Origin of the sequence: Variovorax paradoxus B4, assembly GCF_000463015.1 — a bacterium.
Taxonomy (GTDB): domain Bacteria; phylum Pseudomonadota; class Gammaproteobacteria; order Burkholderiales; family Burkholderiaceae_C; genus Variovorax; species Variovorax paradoxus_E.
This window is the reverse complement of the sequence record NC_022234.1, coordinates 1,174,919-1,188,580: the sequence shown is the minus strand read 5'-3', so window position 1 is coordinate 1,188,580 and position 13,662 is coordinate 1,174,919. Positions and strand designations below refer to the sequence as shown.

Here is a 13,662-nt window from a genome sequence, read left to right as displayed (position 1 = left end):
GACGCCCTCAGATCACGCGCCGGCCCTGGCGCCACACGCCGCGCACCACCGGGTGCCTGGCACCGTCGGCCATCTGAGTGATGCGCACCTGCACCAGGTCGGCGCGCAGCCCCGGCTCCAGGCTGCCGCGGTCGTGCAGGCCGGCCGCGCGCGCGGGTGCGCGGCTCACCATCGCCACCGCTTCGGGCAGCGTGCAGATGCCCTCGTCCACCAGCCGCATCACCGCACTCATGAGGCTGCCGGGCACATAGTCGGAAGAAAGGATGTCGAGCAGGCCCTGGCGCGCCAGCTCGGCCGCGGCCACGTTGCCCGAATGCGAGCCGCCCCGCACCACGTTCGGCCCGCCCATGATGTTGGCGAGCCCGAGCTCTCTCGCCGCGCGCGCGGCCGCCAGCGTGGTCGGGAATTCCGACATGCTGGCGCCCTCCGCATGCGCCTGCTCCACATGCGCCACGGTGGTGTCGTCATGGCTCGCAAGCGCGATGCCGTGCATGCGGCAATGCTCGACGAAGTGCCGGCGGTGCGGCTGGGCATAGCGCGTCTGCAGCAGCACGGCCTCGGAGACGCGGCGGTCGAACTTGTCGTCGCTCCAGCCCTTCTTGCCGGTGTAGTAGACGCGCGCAACCTCGATGTTCTCCCACTGGCGCTGGCCCGGCGTGTGGTCCATGAGCGAGATCATCGACAGGCGCGGGTGCTTGCGGAACGGCTCGAACAGCTCGATGGTGTTGGGCGCCGGCAGCTCGCAGCGCACGTGCAGGTGGTGGTCGGCGCGCAGCAGGTCGCCCTCGATGCAGCCGTCGAGCACGTCGAGCAGCGTGTCCCAGGTGCTGCCGCGCAGGCTCTCGGGGTCGGCTTCGCCCACGCCCAGCGCGTCGAACACCGTGGTGATGCCGGCGGCGGCCACCTCGGCGTCGTGCGCGAGCAGTGCAGGCATTTCGGCCCACTGCACCTTGGGGCGCGGCATCAGGTGCCGCTCCAGGTTGTCGGTGTGCACCTCGACCAGGCCCGGGAACAGGTAGTCGCCGTCGAGGTCGAGCGTGCCCGCAGCGGTGGCGCCGCTGTCCAGCGCCTCGATGCGCCCGCCGGCCACCGAGAGCGCGCCCAGCACCACCTCGTCGGCCAGCACCATGCGCGCGTTGGAAAAGACGATGGGTGCGCTCATGGCCGGGTGCTCCTGAAGTCGCCCACGTTGACGCGGCGGGTGGCCACGGCCGCGCCCACTTCGGCGTCGTGGAAGATGCCGACGATGGCTGCGCCGCGTGCCGTGGCCTCGCGGATCAGCTCGATCACGGTGGTCGTGTTGGCGGCATCCAGCGATGCGGTGGGCTCGTCCAGCAGCAACAGCGGCTTGGGCTTGATCATGTTGCGCGCGATGTTGATGCGCTGCTGCTCGCCGCCCGAGAAGGTGGCCGGCGGCAGGTGCCACAGGCGCTCGGGAATGCGCAGCCGTGCGAGCCAGCGGCGCGCCTCGGCACGCGCGGCCTCGATGCCCGCGGGGTCGTCGCCCGCGTCCTCCGCCAGCGGCTCGGCCACCACGTCGAGCGCGGGCACGCGCGGGATCACGCGCAGGAACTGGCTCACGTAGCCGATGGTGTCGCGCCGCAGGCGCACCAGCTCGCGCGGCGCCACCTCGGTCACGTCCACCGGGCCGGCAGGCGCCTGCACCGTGATGCGGCCCGCGCTGGCGCGGTAGTTGGCGTAGATGAGCTTGAGCAGCGTGCTCTTGCCCAGGCCCGAGGCGCCGTCGAGCACCACGCATTCGCCCGCGCTCACGCTCAGGTCGACCGCGTCGAACACCGACAGCTCCAGCTGGTTCTGGTGGTGCAGCGTGAAGCGCTTGGCCACGCCCTGAAGAAGAAGCAAGGGAGTCGTCATGGCTGGAGCACCGAGGAAACGAGGAGTTGGGTGTAGGCGTGCTGCGGGTCGTCCAGCACCTGGTCCGTGAGGCCGGTCTCGACCACGCGGCCCTGCTGCATCACGACCATCCGGTGCGCCAGCAGGCGGGCCACGGCGAGGTCGTGCGTGACGACGATGGCCGCGAGCTGCATCTGCCGCGTGAGCTGGCGCAGCAGGTCGAGCAGGCGGGCCTGCACCGACACGTCGAGGCCCGAGGTCGGCTCGTCCATGAACACCAGCCGCGGCTGCGTGACCAGGTTGCGCGCGATCTGCAGGCGCTGGCGCATGCCGCCCGAAAAAGTGCGCGGCGTGTCGTCGATGCGCGCCGGATCGATCTCCACGCGCTGCAGCCAGTCGGCCGCCGTGGCGCGCACGCGGCCGTAGTGCCGCTCGCCCAGGCCCATGAGCCGCTCGCCCACGTTGGCACCGGCCGAGACGTCCATGCGCAGGCCGTCGGCCGGGTTCTGGTGCACGAAGCCCCAGTCGGTGCGCGAGAGCAGGCGCTGCTGGGCCTCGGTCATCGCGAACACGTCCTGCAGGCCGCCGCCGCGCACGTGGAACTGCACGCTGCCGGCGTCGGGGCGGCTGCGCGCGGCAATGGCGTCGAGCAGGGTCGACTTGCCCGAGCCCGATTCACCGACCACCGCCAGCACCTCGCCGGGCCAGAGATCGAAGGAGGCGTCTTGCAGCGCCACGCGGTCGCCGTAGCGCTTGCCGACGCCGCGCACGCGCAGCAGCGGCAGGGAGGAAACCTGCGCCGTGCTCATGCGAGGGCTCCGTCCACGGTGGCCGCCGAATCGTTCGCGGGATCGGGCGAAGTGGCAGCATCCGACTGCTGGCGCGACTGGCAGTAGTCGGAGTCGGAGCACACGTGCATGCGTGCGCCCAAGTCGTCGGTGATCACTTCGTCGAGGAAGCTGTCGGTCGCGCCGCACAGCGCGCAGGGCGTGTCCCAGCGCTGGATCTCGAAAGGGTGGTCCTCGAAGCTCAGGCTTTCGACCGGCGTGTAGGGCGGCACCGCATAGATGCGCTTCTCGCGGCCGGCGCCGAACAGCTGCAGCGCGGGGTTCATGTGCATCTTGGGGTTGTCGAACTTGGGGATCGGCGACGGCGACATCACGTAGCGGCCGTTCACCAGCACCGGATAGTCGTAGGTGGTGGCGATGTGGCCGTAGCGCGCGATGTCTTCGTAGAGCTTCACGTGCATCAGCCCGTACTCGGCCAGCGCGTGCAGCGTGCGCGTGGTGGTCTCGCGCGGCTCCAGCCGCTGCATCGGCTCGGGCACCGGCACCTGGTAGACCAGCACCTGCCCTTCCGACAGCGCTGCCTCGGGGATGCGGTGGCGCGTCTGGATCAGCGTGGCCCCGGCCGTGCGCGTGGTGGTGTCCACGCCCGTGGTGCGCTCGAAGAAGCGGCGGATGTTGACGGCGTTGACAGTGTCGTCGGAGCCCTGGTCGATCACCTTCAGCACGTCGCGCGGGCCGATGACCGCGGCCGTCACCTGGATGCCGCCCGTGCCCCAGCCGTAGGGCAGCGGCATCTCGCGCGAGCCGAAGGGCACCTGGTAGCCCGGAATGGCCACGGCCTTGAGGATGGCGCGGCGGATCATGCGCTTGGTGCGCTCGTCGAGGTAGGCGAAGTTGTATTCGGTGGTGGTCGTCATTCGTGGTCTCCCGCGCCGGCGGCGGCGCGCATCTTCCGCACGAGCTCGAGCTCGGACTGGAAGTCGACGTAGTGCGGCAGCTTCAGGTGCTGCACGAAACCCGAGGCTTCGAGGCTGTCGCTGTGCGAGAGCACGAACTCCTGCATCTGCGCGGGCGACTCCACGGGCTCGCCGAGCTCGTCGGCGCGCAGCGCGCGGTCGACCAGGCTCATCGCCATGGCCTTGCGCTCGCAGTGGCCGAAGGCCAGGCCGTAGCCGCGCGTGAACTGCGGCGGCTCGCTCTTGCTGCCCGCGAACTGGTTGACCATCTCGCATTCGGTGATCTCCAGGTCGCCGATGGAGATGGTGAAGTCGAGCTCCTCGGGCGCGAGCTCCAGTTCCACGCTGCCGAAGCGGATCTCGCCGACGAACGGGTGGCTGTGCGAATAGCCGCGCTGGGTGGAATAGGCCATGGCCAGCAGAAAGCCCTCGTCGCCGCGCGCAAGGTTCTGCAGCCGCGTCGCGCGGTCGGCCGGAAAGCGCAGCGGCGCACGCGTGAGGTCGACCGGTGCGGGATCGCCGGGCGGCACGGCGCGGGTTTCGATCAGCCCTTCCTGGTTCAGCAGATCGACCACGCGCGGCGTGACCGCGGGGGGCGGCGTGGCCGCATCGGCCGCGGACGCCGGCGCGGCCTGCTGCCGCCCCTCGGCCAGCAGCGCGAAGTCGAGCAGGCGCTGCGTGTAGTCGTGCGTCGCGCCCAGCACCTGGCCGCCGGGCAGGTCCTTGAAGGTGGCGGAGATGCGGCGGTCCAGCGCCATGCGCGAGGTGTCGAGCGCCACGCTGTGGCCGAGGCGCGGCAGCGTCGCGCGGTAGGCGCGCAGCAGGAAGATGGCCTCCACCATGTCGCCTGAAGCCTGCTTGATCGCGAGCGCAGCCAGCTCGGGGTCGTAGACCGAGCCCTCGGTCATCACGCGGTCGACCGCGAGCTTCAGCTGCTCGCGGATCTGGCGCACCGACAGCTCCGGCGTGCCGGTGTCGCCGCGGCGCTGTTCGGCCAGCAGCCGGTAGCTGGCGAGGATGGCGGCTTCCCCGCCCTTGACGGCAACGTACATCTCAAGCCTCCTGTTCGATGCGGGTGGTGCGCGGCAGCCCCACGATGCGTTGCGGCGCGGCCAGGAACACGTCCACGCCGCGCGGAAACAGCGCGTGGTTCGCGGACCATTGGGTGGTGAAGGCCGGTGCCAGGCCTTCCACGGCGATGGCGTTGCGTTCCTGGATGCCGGGGCCGCGCAGCGTCCAGCGCGGTGCGCTTGCTTCGGCCGGTGCGGACACGCCCATCACGTTGGCCACGTCGATCACGCAGGTGGCCGACTGGTCCGGATAGGCGTCGCTGCCCTGCGCGAAGGCATCGAGCGGCGGGCATGCATCGCCCTCGCCGATCCACGCGAACTGCGCCTGCGCAGGCTCGTCGACCAGCACGCAGCCGGTGTGAAAGCGCAGCCATGCGGCCGCGTCGCTGCCCGCGAGCGATGGCGACAGCCAGAGGCGGCAGTCGGGGTCGAGCAGCGCCAGCAGCAGCGCGGCCGAGGCGCCGTGCCCCTGCGACGGCACCTGCGCATCGTGCGACAGCTCGACGATGCGGCCCGGATGCGCGAGCGCGTGCAGCGCCGAGCGGAACACCGCCTGGCTGCCGAGTGCGGCATCGGTGAATCCCGCGCCCAGGGTGGAAAGCATGTTCGCGTTCATTCGGAATCGTCCTCGTCCATGTCGGCGCCGCCGGCTTCGCGCGCCACCGTGAAGAACTCGACCTTGCTGCCCTGGGCGCGTGCATGGCGCTGCGCGCGCAGCGCCGCGAGATGCGCACGCACGGGCGCCAGCAGCCGGGCATCGAGCGCGGCCTGCTGCGCCGGGTCCTGCAGCAGCGCGTCGGCCACGGCCGCGAGCTGCGCATGGCGGTGCGAACGGCCGAGCACATAGGCCACGCCCACTGCGGCGCCCGGCTGCGGCGCGGTGCCGCCCAGGCGCAGCGCGCAGCGCGTGACCGTCACCTCGCCCAGGTTGAAGCGCTCGCCGGTGCCGCCGGCGCGGCCCTGCACCATCACCAGGCCGGTCTCGGGTGCGCGCAGCCACTGCGGCGGGGTCTCGGCGTGCTGCGCGAGCGCCGGTTCGAGCAGCGAGACGGGCGCACGCGCCAGCATCGCCAGCCACTGCGCGCGGCGCAGCGGGCGGGCGGCGGGTTCTGTGTCAAAGGCATGAAACATGAGAGTGATACGCTTGAAGTTGTATAGACAAATTCGGCAACTGACGCGAGCTTAGAGAGCGCGCAAGTAGGTTTAATGACAAGCACGACGACGACCCCTGCCTCCGCGCTGGCTCCGCGCCCCGCCGCCACCACCACCGAACGCACCGCACGCGACAGCTTCTGGATCCGCATCGCGGCCGACCTGGCCGAGGCCATTGCGCGCGGCGTGTATTCGCCGGGCCAGCGCCTGCCCTCCGAGCACGCGCTGGCCGAGCAGTTCGGCGTGAACCGCCACACCATCCGCCGCTCGCTCGCCAACCTTTGCAGCCAGGGGCTGCTGCGCGTGACGCAGGGCAGCGGCACCTATGTGGAAGAGTTCGCGGTCGACCTCGCGCTGGCCAAGCGCCCGCGCTTCCAGCGCAGCATGGCGCTGGCGGGGCTGCGCGGCGCGCTGCGCGTGGTCGGCGCGAGCACCGTGCGCGCCACCGCGGCACAGGCGCGTTCGCTCGCGGTGCCGGCGCGCAGTTCCCTGCTGTGCCTGCAAGTGATCGGCGAAGCCGAGGGTCAGCCGCTGCACTGCAGCGAACGCTTCTTTCCCCTGCCGCGCTTTGCGGGACTGGAGGCCGTGGTGCGCGAGACCGGCTCCATCACGGCCGGCTTCGAGGCCCACGGCGTGGCCGACTACACGCGCCACCACAGCCGCATCACCGCGCAGATGCCCGAGGCCGCGATCGCCGCGCAGCTGCGCCAGCCGGTCAGCCGGCCGGTGCTGTTCGTGGAGAGCGTGAACGTCGACACCGCGGGCGTGCCGATCGAATACGCCAGGGCCTGGTTCGCGGGCGACCGCACCTCGCTGACGGTGGCGCACGATGACTGAAGCCGTGTCCCGCAGGTGCGTCGTGGCCCACCGCTACGCGGCCTATTTCGCGCCGGCCACGGGCAGCCCGTGGTGGGAGGCCGGCAGCCACTGGCTCGGACGCTGCGCGGCACGCGGGCAACTGCTGCCGCAACCCGCCATCGAAGGCATGCCGCCCGCGCGGCAGCAGGCGCTGACAGCCGCGCCGCGACGCTATGGCTGGCATGCCACGCTGAAGGCGCCCTTTGCCTTGCCCTCGCATCTGGATGCAAGGTCGCTGCGCTCCGGCATCCGCCACATCTGCAACGCATGGGAACCGTTCGACATGCCCGCACTGGCGGTGGTGCGGCTCGACGATTTCCTGGCGCTCGTGCCCGCGGCGCCCAGCCGCGCGCTGAACGCATTGGCCAGCGCCTGCGTGACGGGCCTGCACGCCTTCGCCGCGCCGCTGCCGGCGGCCGAATTGCAGCGCCGCCGCGCAGCAGGTCTCACGCCCGAGGAAGACGCACTGCTGCAGCGCTGGGGCTATCCCTTCGTGCTCGACCGCTTCCGCTTTCATTTCTCGCTGAGCGGATCGCTGCGCGGGATCGACGAGGCCGAGGTGCAGGCGCTGCACGCCGCGGCGCAACGGCACTTCGGCGCGCTGCCCGCGCAACGTTTCGATGCCATCAGCCTGTTCGCGGAACCCGAGCCGCGCGCGGACTTCATGTGCATCGAACAGATGGCGCTGGGTGCATGAGCGCGGCGCCAAGGGTGCACCCGTGAACGGCCGCCTGGTCTACGTGGTCGGGCCTTCGGGCGCGGGCAAGGACAGCGTCATCGACTGGCTGAGGCAGCGGCTGCCGCAAGATGCCCGCGTGCACTTCGCGCGCCGCACCATCACCCGCCCCGTGCAGCCGCAGGGCGAGCAGCACGACAGCGTCGACGTGGCCGCGTTCATGCGCCTGCGCGAGGCCGGCGCGTTCGCCATGCAATGGGAGGCCAACGCCCTGCACTACGGTATTGCACGCGCGGAACTCGCCCCGCGCGGCGACGGCAAGACCGTGGTCGTGAACGGCTCGCGCGCCTACCTGCCCGAAGCCGTACGGCTCTTTCCCGAGCTGGTTGTCGCCCACATCACGGCCGACGCCCAGACGCTGCGCAGCCGGCTGCTCGCACGTCAGCGGGAGACCGCACAGATGGTGGATGCGCGCGTGCGAAGGGCACTCGACTTCCAGCTGCCGCAGGGCATGGCAGCCATCGAGGTCCGCAACGATGCCACGCTCGCGCACGCGGGCGCACAGCTGCAACAGGCGTTGAAGGCATGGAAATGCCTGTGAGCGGCCGTGGCGAAGCGCGAAGCCGGTAACCCGATCGGCGTACGCCGCGCAGTTGGCGCCTGGCGTTAGAACTTTTCATGTAAGCAGCTCGCGAAAGTAGCGAAAGATCGCGATCCGCGGCAGGGATGTCCCGCATGGAATGCGCCTGCCATGACGATCCATCCGGCGTCTAATGCACCCTCACGCAAGGAGTCGCAACATGGCGGATACGGACTGCATACGCAAAGCCCACTCCTGTGCGGCGGACCCCCGCCAGGCCGCGCAGGAATTCCATGCCGTGGTGGCGCAGCCAGGCATGGCGCTGGTGATCTTTTACTGCTCCAGCGAATACGACCTGGACGTACTCGCCGACGAGATGAAGCGCCTGTTCGGCGACGTCCCGCTCGTGGGCTGCACCACGGCCGGAGAAATCGGCCCCGCCGGATTCCGCGACCACAGCATCGCAGGCGCGAGTTTTCCGGCCAGCCACTTCCGGGTTGCCGCGGGCCAGGTCGATCAGCTGCAGCAGTTCGAGGTGGAAGCCGGCCAGGACTTTGCCCAGGCGCTGCTGCACAAGCTGCTGGCCGAGGGTGCGCCCACCGATGCGGACCACAGCTTCGCACTGCTGCTGATCGACGGCTTGTCGCTGCGCGAAGAACCCGTGACGCGCGCGTTCCAGACCGCGCTGGGCCGGCTTCCCCTGCTCGGCGGCTCGGCCGGCGACGGCATGAAGTTCGAACGGACCCAGGTCTACTGGGACGGCCGGTTCGGCTCCGACTGCGCCGTGCTGGTGCTGGTGACGTCGCGCATGCCGTTCCGGATCTTCAAGACGCAGCACGTCGTTGCCACCGAAGACAGGCTGGTCGTGACCGAGGCAGACGCAGCCTCGCGCGTGGTCAAGCAAATCAACGGCCTGCCGGCGAGCCAGGAGTACGCACGCATGCTCGGCATCGACGCCTCCGACCTGGACCCTTCGCGCTTCGCGGCCTGGCCGGTGGTGCTGACGATCGGCGGAACCACCTATGTGCGCTCGATCCAGAAGGTCAATCCGGATGGCAGCCTGACTTTTTTCTGCGCGATCGAAAACGGCCTCGTGCTGAGGGTGGCCAAGGGTGTGGATCTGCTGCAGAACCTGGAGCAGGCCTTTGCCGGCATACGCGCCGAGATCGGCCCGCCGCAGCTGGTTCTGGGCTACGACTGCATCCTGCGCAAGCTGGAGATCGCGCAGAGCGCCGCAAAGGACCGCATCGGCGAACTCCTGCAGCAGAACAACACGGTCGGCTTCCACACCTACGGGGAGCAGTTCCGCGGCGTGCATGTCAACCAGACGCTGGTCGGCATTGCATTCGGCACTAACGGCGGGGAGGCCAGCCATGTCTGAGACTGCAACACTGCTGCGCCCCGGCGCGCAAGAGCTTTCCTCGAAGGACGAGATCGCGCGGCTCCACAAGATCATCCAGGCCCTGATGGACCGGGCCGAGCGCAGCGCCAATGCGCAGGGCTCCGACTTCAACCTCTTCCAGACCACGATCATGCTGGAGGAGCAGGTGCTCAGCCGCACCGCGGAACTGGAAGCGGCGCTGCGCGAGAACGAGCAGGTCAACCGGGTGCTGCGCAAGACGCAGGCCGACCTGGTGGCGGCCGCGCGCTCGGCCGGCATGGCCGAGATCGCCACCAACGTGCTGCACAACGTGGGCAACGTGCTCAACAGCGTCAACGTATCCGCCGGACTGATTCTCTCCAGGGTTCGCGCGTCCAAGGTGGAGGGACTCGCACGCACGGTGCAGCTGATGAGCGAGCATGCGGGCGACCTGGGCACCTTCCTCGCATCCGACGCCAAGGGCAGGATGCTCCCGGGCTACCTGATGCAGCTGACGCCGCTCCTGGTGGCGGAACAGCGCGCCGTCGTCGACGAGCTGGTGGCGCTGGGCAAGAGCGTCGACCACATCAAGGAGATCATCGCCGCGCAGCAGGCCCATGCCGGCGCTTCCAGCCTGGTCGAGTCGATACGGGTCCACGAGCTGGTCGAGGATGCACTGCGCATGAACGCGGGAGGCCTGGCGCGCCACCAGGTGGTGATGCAGAGCGACCTGGCCCGGATTCCCGAGCTGCCGCTGGACAGGGGCCGTGTGCTGCAGGTGCTGATGAACCTGGTGCGCAATGCCAGGCAGGCCATGGAGGAGGCGGCGGACGACAGCGCGAAACTCATGCTGAATGCGGAGATCGTCGGGGACGAGATGCTGCGCATCCGCGTCGCGGACACGGGCGTCGGCATCGCCCCGGAGAACCTGACGCGGGTGTTCGTGCACGGGTTCACCACCAAGAAGGACGGCCACGGGTTCGGGCTGCACAGCGCGGCCATCGCGGCGCGCGAGATGGGCGGCACGCTGGCAGTCCACAGCGACGGGCCCGGCACCGGCGCCACCTTCACGCTCGAACTTCCGATCAGAAAGGCCGCAGAGACACCATGAGCACACCGCAGAACCGCCGCATCCTGCTGGCGGACGACACGCCGGCCATCCACGAGGACTTCCGCAAGATCCTCCTTCCGGCAGCCGCGGACGCGAACCTGGACGACCTGGAGTCCGCGCTGTTCGGAACCTCGGCCAGGAAGAGCGAGGCGGACTTCGTGCTGGACAGCGCCTACCAGGGGCAGGAGGCGCTCGCGAAGCTGCGCGAGGCATTGGAGGCCGACGCACCCTACGCCATGGCGTTCATCGACATGCGCATGCCACCGGGGTGGGACGGCGTCGAGACCATCGAGCAGCTGTGGCTCGAAGACCCGCGCCTGCAGATCGTGATCTGCACGGCCTATGCGGACCAGTCGTGGGTCGAGGTGTTCGAGCGGCTGGACGCGCGCGACCGCCTGCTGGTGCTCAAGAAGCCGTTCGATCCGATCGAGGTCCGCCAGCTGGCCAGTGCGCTCACCATGAAGTGGCAGATGACGCAGGACGCCGCCTTCAAGATGAACCAGCTCGAGCAGGCTGTGGAGGAACGCACGCGTGAGCTGTCGGACGCCAACATCATCGTGCAGAACAGCCCGACCATCCTCTACCGCCTGCGCGGCGAGCCCGCGTTCCCGCTGATCTACATCTCGCACAACATCACCAAGTTCGGCCACGAACCGGCGGCCCTGCTGGCCAACCCGGATTGGGCGGACGTGCTGATCGACCCGGCCGACCAGGCCGGCGTCGCCGCCGCGATGGCGCGCGTGCTCGAGAAGGATGCCGAAGGCGCCTCGATCGAATACCGCCTGTGCACCGGGGACGGCGCGCGGCGCTGGGTCGAGAACCGCTACGTTCCGGTGCGCGACAAGGACGGCCGGCTCATCGAGGTCGAGGGCATCGTCATCGACGTCACCGAGCGCAAGGCGGCGGAGGAACAGCTGGCCAGGATGGCGCGCACCGACGGGCTCACGGGCCTGGCCAACCGCGCCACGCTCGTCGAGCGCCTGCACCAGGCCCATGCCGCGGCACGGCGCGGCTCGGTGCCGTTTGCACTCCATTGCCTCGACCTGGACCACTTCAAGCCGGTCAACGACATGTTCGGCCATCCGGGCGGCGACCTGCTGCTGCGCGAGGTGTCCCTGCGCCTGAAGAACTGCACCCGCGAGACCGACGTGGTGGCCCGCCTGGGCGGCGACGAGTTTGCCGTGCTGCAGAGCGAGATGGCCGAGCCGGCCGCCGCGGGCGCGCTGGCCGCGAAGATCCAGCAAGAGCTGGCGCGCCCGTACATGATCGACGGCAACCAGGTGCATGCCTCGGCCAGCATCGGCATCTGCCCCTACACCCCGGGCAGCGAAAGCCCCGAGGAAATGCTCGCGCAGGCCGACGTGGCGCTCTACCGCTCGAAGGAACAGGGGCGCAACCAGTACCACTTCCACTCGGAAGAGCTCGACCGGGATGTCCGCGACCGGGTGGCGCTCGGCGAGGACCTGAAGAAGGCCATCGACCGCGAGGAGCTGGAGCTCTACTACCAGCCGCAGGTCGAGCTGTCCTCCGGGAAGATCGTGGGCGTGGAAGCGCTGCTGCGCTGGAACCATCCGCAGCGCGGCCTGCTCGACGCGGCCGCGTTCGTGCCGATTGCGGAGCGCACCGGCGGCATCGTCGTGCTGGGCCGCTGGGTGCTGGATCAGGCATGCAGGCAGATGAGCGCGTGGCGCGAACAGGGCGTGGCGCCGCCCGTGGTGGCCATCAACCTGTCGCTCGGGCAGCTCAGGCAAGGCAGCGAGCTGATCCGCGACGTGACCGAGAGCCTCGCCAAATGGCAGCTCGATCCGTCCGTTCTGGAGTTCGACGTGACGGAGTCGACGCTGGCCCAGATGACATGGACCCACAACGACGTGCTGCCGAAGCTGCGGGCGCTCGGTGTGCGCATTGCGATCGACGACTTCGGCACCGAATACTCGTCGTTCGAATACCTGCGGACCTACCGCGTGAACCACCTGAAGATCGCGCAGTCGATGCTCAAGCGGGCCATCGACGATCCGGACAGCGCGGCCACGGTTCGCGCCATCATGAATCTCGCGCGGGAAGCGCGCATCGGAATCATCGTCGAGGGCCTGGAGACGGAGACGCAACTCGCCTTTCTTCAATCGACCGGTGCCACCACGCTGGCGCAGGGCTACTACTTCAGCGAGGCCGTGATGGCCACCGAGGCCGGCGACTTCCTGCGCTCGGGCACCATGGAGCAGAGCGAGCGCAGCAAGGGCGGGGACCACGGGGCCGCCGCATGAAAAAGGCGCTCCTGCTGCTTGCCGCGACGTGGGGCTTCGCTGCCCTGGCGCCGCCGGCGCATGCCGATCCCGTGGTGCTGTCGCTGGTGCATGCCGCCACCACCTCGCACCCGGCCCATCTGGCGGCCCTCCAGTTCGCCAAGCGGGTCGAGGAGCGCACCCACGGGCAGGTCCGCACCGAGATCTTTCCCGCGTCCCAGCTCGGCAGCGAGAACGAACTGCTGCAGAAGGTCAGGCTGGGCGCGGTCGACATGGACGTGACCTCGATGAACTACCTCATCAAGTACGAGAAAGCGTTCTCCGTCGTCGTCATGCCGTATCTCTTCGACAGCTATGCGCATGCCCACCGCGTGCTCGATGGCCCGGCCATGAAATGGCTCGCACCGCTGGCCGAGAAGCAGGGCTTCGTCATCCTGTCCAACTGGGAATGGGGATTCCGCAACATCACCAACAACAAGCGCCCGATCAACGTGCCCGAAGACGTGCGCGGCCTCCGGGTGCGCGTTCCGCCCGTCGCCGAACTCGAGGCCACCATGCAGGCGCTGGGCGCGCAGGTCAGCAAGGTCGGCTTCAAGGAACTTCCCCAGGCGCTGTCGCAGGGCCTGGTCGACGGCCAGGAGAACCCGCTCAACGTCATCTACTACAACAAGCTGTACGAAGTGCAAAAGCACCTCGCCCTGACCCGCCATGTGTACTACAACACGCTCCACCTCATGAGCACCAGGACCTGGGCGAAGCTCACGCCGGCCGAGCAGGCGATCGTGCGTGAAGAGAGCAAGGCGGCGGGCGACGGCATGCGCAGGAAGATCATTGCCGAAGAGGAGGAGCTGATCGCAAAGATGGTTGCCGCCGGCGTGAAGGTCACGCGCCCCGACCCGGCGCCGTTCCGCGCGGCCACGCAGGGCGCCCGCGAGAAGATCAGGCGCTTCGCGGGCGACGAGAACGTGCGCACGTTCCTGAAGATGGTCGACGCAGAGCGAAGGCAGTGACGCA

The 13,662-nt window shown here is 69.4% G+C and carries 14 protein-coding genes; 7 read left to right on the top strand and 7 right to left on the bottom strand.

Features of this window, described 5'->3' with window-relative positions:
* Nucleotides 1-7 precede the first annotated feature (7 nt).
* From VAPA_RS32690 to phnG, 7 genes are read right to left on the bottom strand one after another with little or no spacing between them, the layout of a single operon-like run.
* On the bottom strand, nt 8-1,162 hold the full coding sequence (locus tag VAPA_RS32690; protein WP_021004539.1) for an alpha-D-ribose 1-methylphosphonate 5-triphosphate diphosphatase: 1,155 nt from the start codon (nt 1,160-1,162) through the stop codon (nt 8-10).
* Nucleotides 1,159-1,875: a phosphonate C-P lyase system protein PhnL gene (gene phnL / locus VAPA_RS32685; RefSeq protein ID WP_021004538.1), complete on the bottom strand. Its 717-nt coding sequence runs from the start codon at nt 1,873-1,875 to the stop codon at nt 1,159-1,161. Before phnL ends, VAPA_RS32690 begins: the two co-directional genes overlap by 4 nt.
* Nucleotides 1,872-2,663: a phosphonate C-P lyase system protein PhnK gene (gene phnK / locus VAPA_RS32680; RefSeq protein ID WP_021004537.1), complete on the bottom strand. Its 792-nt coding sequence runs from the start codon at nt 2,661-2,663 to the stop codon at nt 1,872-1,874. The genes phnL and phnK overlap by 4 nt, the downstream gene beginning before the upstream one ends.
* The gene (locus VAPA_RS32675) at nt 2,660-3,559 is read right to left on the bottom strand and encodes an alpha-D-ribose 1-methylphosphonate 5-phosphate C-P-lyase PhnJ (protein ID WP_021004536.1); all 900 of its coding nucleotides are present in this window, start codon (nt 3,557-3,559) and stop codon (nt 2,660-2,662) included. The genes phnK and VAPA_RS32675 overlap by 4 nt, the downstream gene beginning before the upstream one ends.
* Nucleotides 3,556-4,650: a carbon-phosphorus lyase complex subunit gene (locus VAPA_RS32670; protein ID WP_021004535.1), complete on the bottom strand. Its 1,095-nt coding sequence runs from the start codon at nt 4,648-4,650 to the stop codon at nt 3,556-3,558. Before VAPA_RS32670 ends, VAPA_RS32675 begins: the two co-directional genes overlap by 4 nt.
* A gap of 1 nt (nt 4,651) precedes the next feature.
* Nucleotides 4,652-5,284: a phosphonate C-P lyase system protein PhnH gene (gene phnH, locus VAPA_RS32665; protein ID WP_021004534.1), complete on the bottom strand. Its 633-nt coding sequence runs from the start codon at nt 5,282-5,284 to the stop codon at nt 4,652-4,654.
* Entirely contained in the window at nt 5,281-5,799 is a 519-nt protein-coding gene (gene phnG / locus VAPA_RS32660) for a phosphonate C-P lyase system protein PhnG (protein ID WP_018905746.1), read from the bottom strand. Before phnG ends, phnH begins: the two co-directional genes overlap by 4 nt.
* A gap of 75 nt (nt 5,800-5,874) precedes the next feature.
* Between phnG and phnF the strand changes: the two genes are divergently transcribed.
* From phnF to VAPA_RS32625, 7 genes are all read left to right on the top strand, one after another.
* The gene (gene phnF, locus VAPA_RS32655; protein ID WP_021004533.1) at nt 5,875-6,657 is read left to right on the top strand and encodes a phosphonate metabolism transcriptional regulator PhnF; all 783 of its coding nucleotides are present in this window, start codon (nt 5,875-5,877) and stop codon (nt 6,655-6,657) included.
* Nucleotides 6,650-7,375 carry a DUF1045 domain-containing protein gene (locus VAPA_RS32650; RefSeq protein WP_021004532.1) on the top strand — a complete coding sequence of 242 codons (726 nt, stop codon included), beginning with the start codon at nt 6,650-6,652 and terminating at the stop codon, nt 7,373-7,375. Before phnF ends, VAPA_RS32650 begins: the two co-directional genes overlap by 8 nt.
* A gap of 22 nt (nt 7,376-7,397) precedes the next feature.
* Entirely contained in the window at nt 7,398-7,955 is a 558-nt protein-coding gene (phnN, locus tag VAPA_RS32645; RefSeq protein ID WP_021004531.1) for a phosphonate metabolism protein/1,5-bisphosphokinase (PRPP-forming) PhnN, read from the top strand.
* 199 nt (nt 7,956-8,154) lie between these two features.
* Nucleotides 8,155-9,315 (top strand): nitric oxide-sensing protein NosP, encoded by a 1,161-nt coding sequence (gene nosP, locus VAPA_RS32640; RefSeq protein WP_021004530.1) that lies wholly within the window; start codon nt 8,155-8,157, stop codon nt 9,313-9,315.
* Nucleotides 9,308-10,405 carry a sensor histidine kinase gene (locus VAPA_RS32635; RefSeq protein WP_021004529.1) on the top strand — a complete coding sequence of 366 codons (1,098 nt, stop codon included), beginning with the start codon at nt 9,308-9,310 and terminating at the stop codon, nt 10,403-10,405. Before nosP ends, VAPA_RS32635 begins: the two co-directional genes overlap by 8 nt.
* On the top strand, nt 10,402-12,669 hold the full coding sequence (locus VAPA_RS32630; protein ID WP_021004528.1) for a putative bifunctional diguanylate cyclase/phosphodiesterase: 2,268 nt from the start codon (nt 10,402-10,404) through the stop codon (nt 12,667-12,669). Before VAPA_RS32635 ends, VAPA_RS32630 begins: the two co-directional genes overlap by 4 nt.
* Entirely contained in the window at nt 12,666-13,658 is a 993-nt protein-coding gene (locus VAPA_RS32625) for a TRAP transporter substrate-binding protein (RefSeq protein WP_021004527.1), read from the top strand. Before VAPA_RS32630 ends, VAPA_RS32625 begins: the two co-directional genes overlap by 4 nt.
* The last annotated feature ends 4 nt before the right edge of the window (nt 13,659-13,662 follow it).

Bases quoted from the DNA above. Each gene is read 5' to 3' on its own strand.
- phnH (WP_021004534.1), bottom strand. From the start codon at position 5,284: ATGAACGCGAACATGCTTTCCACCCTGGGCGCGGGATTCACCGATGCC.
- VAPA_RS32625 (WP_021004527.1), top strand. From the start codon at position 12,666: ATGAAAAAGGCGCTCCTGCTGCTTGCCGCGACGTGGGGCTTCGCTGCC.
- VAPA_RS32670 (WP_021004535.1), bottom strand. From the start codon at position 4,650: ATGTACGTTGCCGTCAAGGGCGGGGAAGCCGCCATCCTCGCCAGCTAC.
- phnF (WP_021004533.1), top strand. From the start codon at position 5,875: ATGACAAGCACGACGACGACCCCTGCCTCCGCGCTGGCTCCGCGCCCC.
- phnL (WP_021004538.1), bottom strand. From the start codon at position 1,875: ATGACGACTCCCTTGCTTCTTCTTCAGGGCGTGGCCAAGCGCTTCACG.
- VAPA_RS32635 (WP_021004529.1), top strand. From the start codon at position 9,308: ATGTCTGAGACTGCAACACTGCTGCGCCCCGGCGCGCAAGAGCTTTCC.
- phnG (WP_018905746.1), bottom strand. From the start codon at position 5,799: ATGTTTCATGCCTTTGACACAGAACCCGCCGCCCGCCCGCTGCGCCGC.
- nosP (WP_021004530.1), top strand. From the start codon at position 8,155: ATGGCGGATACGGACTGCATACGCAAAGCCCACTCCTGTGCGGCGGAC.
- VAPA_RS32675 (WP_021004536.1), bottom strand. From the start codon at position 3,559: ATGACGACCACCACCGAATACAACTTCGCCTACCTCGACGAGCGCACC.
- VAPA_RS32630 (WP_021004528.1), top strand. From the start codon at position 10,402: ATGAGCACACCGCAGAACCGCCGCATCCTGCTGGCGGACGACACGCCG.
- phnK (WP_021004537.1), bottom strand. From the start codon at position 2,663: ATGAGCACGGCGCAGGTTTCCTCCCTGCCGCTGCTGCGCGTGCGCGGC.
- VAPA_RS32690 (WP_021004539.1), bottom strand. From the start codon at position 1,162: ATGAGCGCACCCATCGTCTTTTCCAACGCGCGCATGGTGCTGGCCGAC.
- VAPA_RS32650 (WP_021004532.1), top strand. From the start codon at position 6,650: ATGACTGAAGCCGTGTCCCGCAGGTGCGTCGTGGCCCACCGCTACGCG.